Source organism: Inquilinus sp. (genome assembly GCF_039594555.1).
Lineage (GTDB): Bacteria > Pseudomonadota > Alphaproteobacteria > DSM-16000 > Inquilinaceae > Inquilinus.
In genome coordinates, this window is the sequence record NZ_JBCNNF010000415.1 from 1 (window position 1) to 6,098 (window position 6,098).

General features: G+C 70.2%; 5 protein-coding genes and 1 pseudogene. 2 read left to right on the forward strand and 4 right to left on the reverse strand.

Translation table 11 applies throughout. From position 1 onward, the window contains the following. Together ABDW35_RS30290 and hpnH are read left to right on the forward strand one after the other, a co-directional pair. Positions 1-221 (forward strand): annotated as a pseudogene (locus ABDW35_RS30290) (4-hydroxy-3-methylbut-2-enyl diphosphate reductase); the annotation flags it as partial. A gap of 49 nt (positions 222-270) precedes the next feature. Next, positions 271-1,425 (forward strand): adenosyl-hopene transferase HpnH, encoded by a 1,155-nt coding sequence (gene hpnH, locus ABDW35_RS30295; RefSeq protein ID WP_343717565.1) that lies wholly within the window; start codon positions 271-273, stop codon positions 1,423-1,425. Here hpnH and ABDW35_RS30300 read toward each other — a convergent pair. The 4 genes from ABDW35_RS30300 to ABDW35_RS30315 all read right to left on the reverse strand — a co-directional run. Next, positions 1,372-2,046 carry a nucleoside phosphorylase gene (locus tag ABDW35_RS30300; protein ID WP_343717566.1) on the reverse strand — a complete coding sequence of 225 codons (675 nt, stop codon included), beginning with the start codon at positions 2,044-2,046 and terminating at the stop codon, positions 1,372-1,374. The genes hpnH and ABDW35_RS30300 overlap by 54 nt on opposite strands. Before the next feature lie 337 nt (positions 2,047-2,383). Further along, complete coding sequence (shc, locus tag ABDW35_RS30305; RefSeq protein ID WP_343717567.1) at positions 2,384-4,339, reverse strand: squalene--hopene cyclase; 1,956 nt, start codon at positions 4,337-4,339, stop codon at positions 2,384-2,386. Beyond that, positions 4,336-5,517, reverse strand: a complete 1,182-nt coding sequence (locus ABDW35_RS30310; protein ID WP_343717568.1) for a glycosyltransferase — start codon at positions 5,515-5,517, stop codon at positions 4,336-4,338. Before ABDW35_RS30310 ends, shc begins: the two co-directional genes overlap by 4 nt. Then, on the reverse strand, positions 5,514-6,098 hold a 585-nt coding region (locus ABDW35_RS30315; RefSeq protein WP_343717569.1), incomplete at its 5' end, for an NAD-dependent epimerase/dehydratase family protein. The genes ABDW35_RS30315 and ABDW35_RS30310, both read right to left, overlap by 4 nt.

Sequence of the window (6,098 nt, forward strand, 5' to 3'; positions counted from 1 at the left end):
ACCTGATCGACGACGCCTCGGCGCTGGACCCGGCCTGGCTGGACGGCAAGGAGACGGTCGGCATCACCGCCGGCGCCTCCGCCCCCGACAGCCTGGTGCAGGAGCTGGTCGAGACCCTGCGACGTTTTGGCGACGTCGAGGTCTCGACGCTGACGGGCGTCGATGAGAATATCCGCTTCCGCCTGCCATCCCAATTGACCGCACCGGTGCCTGCCGAGTAGGCAGTGTCGCTTGGCCCGGATTTCGGCCGACAGTCTTGCGAAGGTCCCCATGGGCATCCCGCTTCAACAGCAGATCCGTATCGGCGCTTACCTTCTGAAGAACCACCTGATGGGCACCAAGCGGTACCCGATGGTTCTGATGCTGGAACCGCTGTTCCGCTGCAACCTGGCCTGCGCCGGCTGCGGCAAGATCGACTACCCGGACGAGATCCTGAACCAGCGCCTGTCGGTGGCCGAGTGCCTGCAGGCGGTGGATGATTCGGGCGTGCCGGTGGTCTCGATCGCCGGCGGCGAGCCGCTGCTGCACAAGGAGATGGCGGAGGTGGTGCAGGGCATCATCGCCCGCAAGAAATACGTCTACCTGTGCACCAACGCGCTGCTGATGGAGAAGAAGCTCGACCAGTACAAGCCGAGCCCCTACTTCATCTGGTCGGTGCATCTCGACGGCGACCGCGAGGACCACGACCGGTCGGTGTGCCAGGACGGCGTCTACGACCGCGCGGTAAAGGCGATCAAGGCCGCCAAGGAGCGCGGCTTCCGGGTCAACATCAACTGCACGCTGTTCAACAACGCCGACCCCGAGCGCGTCGCCAACTTCTTCGACGACGTCAAGGCGATGGGCGTCGACGCCATCACCGTGTCGCCCGGCTATGCCTATGAGCGGGCGCCGGACCAGCAGCACTTCCTGAACCGCCAGACCACCAAGCAGCTGTTCCGCGACATCTTCAAGCGCGGCGACAAGGGCAAGCGCTGGTCGTTCAGCCAGTCGTCGATGTTCCTCGACTTCCTGGCCGGCAACCAGACCTATCACTGCACGCCCTGGGGCAACCCGACCCGCACCTATTTCGGCTGGCAGCGTCCCTGCTACCTCCTCGGCGAGGGCTATGCCCAGACCTACAAGGAGCTGATGGAGGAGACGGACTGGGACAAGTACGGCACCGGCAACTACGAGAAGTGCGCCAACTGCATGGTGCATTCGGGCTATGAGGCCAGCGCGGTGAAGGACATGTTCCGCAACCCGCTGAAGGCCTTCATCGTCGGCATGCGCGGCATCCGCACCGAGGGGCCGATGGCGCCGGAGATCTCGCTCGACCGGCAGCGCCCGGCCGAGTTCGTGTTCTCCTCCCACGTCCAGAAGGCGCTGGAGAAGCTACGCCACACCCCGAAGGTCGCGGCCGCCAAGGGGGCCGGCGGCGGCAAGTAAGGCCTTCATCGCCGCGCTGCTCTGCCGCCCCAGGCGGATCAGCGCCGGCAACTGACCAGGGCTGCGGGCCAGGGCCCGCAGCACCGGCCCGATCGCCGGGCGACCCTCCGCATCGAGGCCGACCAGCGCCGCCGGCGGCAGGCCATGCGCCGCCGGGTCGGCCACGGCCCGCAGCACGCCGAAGGGCAGCCCCGCTTCGGCCGCGGCTCGTGCCACGGCTGCGCTCTCCAGATCGACGATGACGGCGCCGCTGTCGCGGTGCAGCCGGACCTTGGCCGCGGCGGTGTCAACGATAACGTCGCCGCCCCAGACATTCCCTCTCACGGCGCCGGGCAGTGCGGCCACGAGCCGCGCCGCCAGCTCTGGATCGCAGGCATAGGCGGCGTCGGCCGTCGCCACGGCGCTGCCGATCACCAGATCCCCGGTCACCAGCTCCGGCGCCAACCCGCCGGCGATGCCGAAGCTGAGCAGCGCCGTCGCCCCCTGCCCCGCCAGCTCGCGGGCCAGATGCTCTGCCCGGGCGGGATCGCTCGCCGAGCAGGCGACCAGCGGCGAGATCCGCCGCGCGATCTCCGCCTCCCGCGCCAGCCCGGTCAGGATGCCGAGCATCGGAGACGCCAATCCAGGAATCCTCCCCCTCCCCTCGCGGGAGGGGGTAGGGGGAGGGGGTTGTCGATCGAAGGGCTCCCCGGCGGCCGGCCGAGAGCCCCGCTGCAATCAGGCCAAATCCGAAGAGACGGCGCTGTTCGGCGCGAGCCCCCTCCCCCTACCCCCTCCCGCAGGGGGAGGGGGAGAATAAGAGGGAGCGGCGGTTTGCAGAGACCGCCTGGAATCGCGTTGGCGTGAGTCGGCTGGTGGTGGTTTCGAGAACCGGAGCGCAGCGGACGTTGGTCCGTGAGCACCGGAAGCGGAGAAACCGCCATCAGACGGCCGCGCCGGCGCGAGTCCGGGCGCTCTCTCACATCCCGACCTCGACCCGGCCGCTGTTGCTGTCGCGCAGGCGGCGATAGCGGGACAGGGCCCAGGTCGGGAAGAAGGCCGGATAGCCGTGATAGCGCAGGTAGAACACGCGCGGGAAGCCGACCGCGGTGAAGCTGGGCTCGTCCCACAGCCCGTCCACGCGCTGATGTGCCGACAGCCAGGCGACGCCGCGCTCGACCGCCGGGTGCTTGGCCTCGCCCACCGCCATCAGCGCCAGCACCGCCCAGGCGGTCTGCGACGCGGTCGAGGTGGCCGGCGTCATCTCCGGCTTGCCCTCGTAGTAGCTGTCGCCGCTCTCGCCCCAGCCGCCATCCTCGCGCTGCTGCGAGACCATCCAGGCGACGGCACGGCGGATCATCGGGTCCTGCGGGTCGATGCCGATGGCGTTGAGGGCGCACAGCACCGACCAGGTGCCGTAGATGTAGTTGGTGCCCCAGCGCCCGAACCAGGAGCCGTCGGCCTCCTGCTCCTGCCGCAGGAACTCGACGCCGCGCGCCACCGCCGGGTCGTCCAGCCGCCGGCCGAGTTGCCCCAGCATGCTGAGGCAGCGCGCCGTGACGTCGGAGGTCGGCGGGTCCAGCAGCGCGCCATGGTCGGCGAAGGGGATGTGGTTCAGGTAGTGGTAGGTGTTGTCGACCTCGAAGGCCGCCCAGCCGCCATTCTTGCTCTGCAGCCCGACGATCCATTCGACGCCGCGGTCGATGGCCTCGCGGTAGCGCTCCGGGTCGGCCCGGTGCATGGCCATGACCACGACCGCGGTGTCGTCCAGGTCCGGGTAATGCGCGTTGTTGTACTGGAAGGCCCAACCGCCCGGCCGCACGTCGGGCCGGCGCCAGGCCCAGTCGCCCTTCACGTCCAGCACCTGGCGCGGCACCAGCCAGTCCAGCCCCTGCTTGGCCCGCGCCACCGCCTCGGGGTCGTCGGATTCCAGCAGCGCATGCGCGGTCAGCGCCGTGTCCCAGACCGGCGACAGGCAGGGCTGGGCATAGGTCACGCCGCCGACCGTGTCGACCAGCTTCTCCACCGAGGCCCAGGCGATCTTCAGGTCCGGATGGTCGTCCGGATAGCCCAGGCATTTGAACATCATCACGGAGTTGGCCATGGCCGGGTAGATCGCGCCCAGCCCGTCCTCGCCGTTCAGCCGCTCGGTGACGAACTCCACCGCCTTGCGGATCGATGTCTCACGGCGCGGGAAGAACGGCTCGACCGGCCGCAGCACGCCGTCCAGCCGGCGGAAGAACCGGCCCCAGAAGGTGCCGTCGACATGGACATGCCAGTTCTTCACCTGCTCCGGCGGCTCGACCATCAGCTCCTGGATCGACAGCGCGCCCGGATTTACCGGCCGGGGCTTCTTGGCCATGATCACCAGGAGCGGCACGATCACCGTGCGGCTCCAATACGACACCTTGTTCAGCTGGAACGGGAACCAGGAGGGCAGCACCATGATCTGCGCCGGCATCACCGGCACGGCGCGCCACGGCACCTGCTCGAACAGCGCCAGCAGGATGCGGGTGAAGACGTTGGACCGGGCGGCGCCACCGGCGGCCAGAATGGCGGCACGGGCACGGGCCATGTGCGGCGCGTCCGGGTCGTCGCCCGCCGCCTTCAGCGCGAAATAGGCCTTCACGCTGGCGCTGATGTTGAACGGCCCGTCATGCCACAGCGGCCAGCCATCATGCCGGTCCGACTGGATGCTGCGGATGTAGTCGGCCAGCTTCGCCTCCTTCTCCCGGTCGACCACGCCGAGGAAGTGCTTCAGCAGGATGTATTCCGCCGGAATGGTGGCGTCGGCCTCGAGGATGAAGGCCCAGTGGCCGTCCTGGCGCTGCAGGTCCAGCAGCCCGCCGACGCCGCGGCCGATCGCGTCGTCGAGGCTCGCGCGGGTGGGGCCTGCGAGGTCTTCGGTCTGGAAGGAAGGGCTGGAGATGGTCATGGGGACGGGTCTGACGGCTGACGGGACAGGGAAGCGCCGGGCTGGTCGTAGACGCGGCCCTTCCAGGCCCCGCCGATTCCGGCCCAGTGGCGCCGCGCCGAATCGATGGTGGCGCCGAGATACACCACCGCGGCGAGCGGCAGGAAGGGCGCCCACAGGGGTGAGCGCCGGTAGAAACGCAGCATCGGAACGTAGGTGGCGCTCATGATCGCCCAGGCGGCCAGGGCGAACCACCGGGCCGCCCCCTGCCCCAGGATGGTCAGGGCCGGCGGCGCGATGTAGGTGACGATCAACCCGGCCACGGTGCCGAGCAGCAGCCAGGGCGAATAGCGCAGCTGGGTGTAGGCGGTGCGGGCGACCATGCGCCAGATCTCGCCGACATCGCCATAGACGCGCAGGCTCTCGGCCTCGTCGGTGAGGTCGAGGCGGATGCGGCCGTTGCGCTTCAGCGCCGCGGCCAGGGTGCAGTCGTCGATCAGCGCGTCGCGGATGGCTTCGATGCCGCCGATCCGGGCCAGCGCCTCGCGCCGCACCAGCATGCAACCGCCGGCCGCGCCGGCCGTGGCCTTGTCCGCCCGGTTCACCCAGGCGAAGGGGTACAGCATCTTGAAGAAGAAGACGAAGGGCGGCACCAGCCAGCGCTCGGCGAAGTCGAGGCAGCGCAGCCGCACCATCAGCGACACCAGGTCCAGCCGGTCGGCCTCGCCGCGCGCCACCAGCTGCGCCAGGTTGTTCGGCCGGTGGACGATGTCGCCATCGGTCAGCAGGATCCAGCGCGCCTCCGGCTCCAGCCGCTCCGCCGCCGCGACGCCCTGCGACACCGCCCACATCTTGCCGACCCAGCCGGGCGGCAGCGGCGCGCCGGAGATCACGGTCAGGCGGTCGGGAGCCCCCGCGGCCTCCGCCGCGGCCCGGGCGAGATCGGCGGTGCCGTCGGTCGACTGGTCGTCGACCACCACCACCCGCAGCCGGCCGGGATAGGCCTGGCGCAAATGCGAGCCGACGGCGGCGCCGATGCCCTCGGCCTCGTTGCGCGCCGGGATCACCACGACGATGCCGGGCCATTCCGCCGGCGGCGGGGCGGCGGGCGCGGTTGTCGCCTCCCAGAACTGGCCCTGGGCCAGCCACAGCTTGAGCCACGCGACCAGGCTGGCGAGGGCGAGGACTAGGCCGATCATGTCAGGTAACCGTTGGCCCGGAACCAGTCGAGCGCGTCGACCAGGGCCTGGCGCGCCGGCCGCGGCCGGTAGTCCAGCGCCGCGCGGGCCTTGTCCGAGGAGAAATACATGGTCTTGCGCGCCATGCGCAGCGCGTCGCGCGTCACCATCGGCTCCTTGCCGGTGAAGCGCGACACCGTCTCCGCCACCAGCGCCACCGGCCAGATCGGCCCCAGCGGCAGCCGGATCTTCGGCGCCTTGCGGCCGACCAGGGCGGCGATCTCGGCCAGGATGGCGGACAGCGCGAAATCCTCGCCGCCCAGGATGTAGCGCTCGCCCGGCACGCCGCGGGCGAAGGCGGCGAGATGACCCTGGGCGACGTCGTCGACATGGACCAGGTTCAGGCCGGTGTCGACGAAGGCCGGGATGCGGCCGGTCGCGGCCTCGACGATGATCCGCCCGGTCGGGGTCGGCTTGACGTCGCGCGGCCCGATCGGGGTCGACGGGTTGACGATCACCACCGGCAGCCCGGTCTCGGCCGCCGCCGCACGCGCCGCATCCTCCGCCAGGAACTTGGAGCGCTTGTACAGGCCGATCATCTG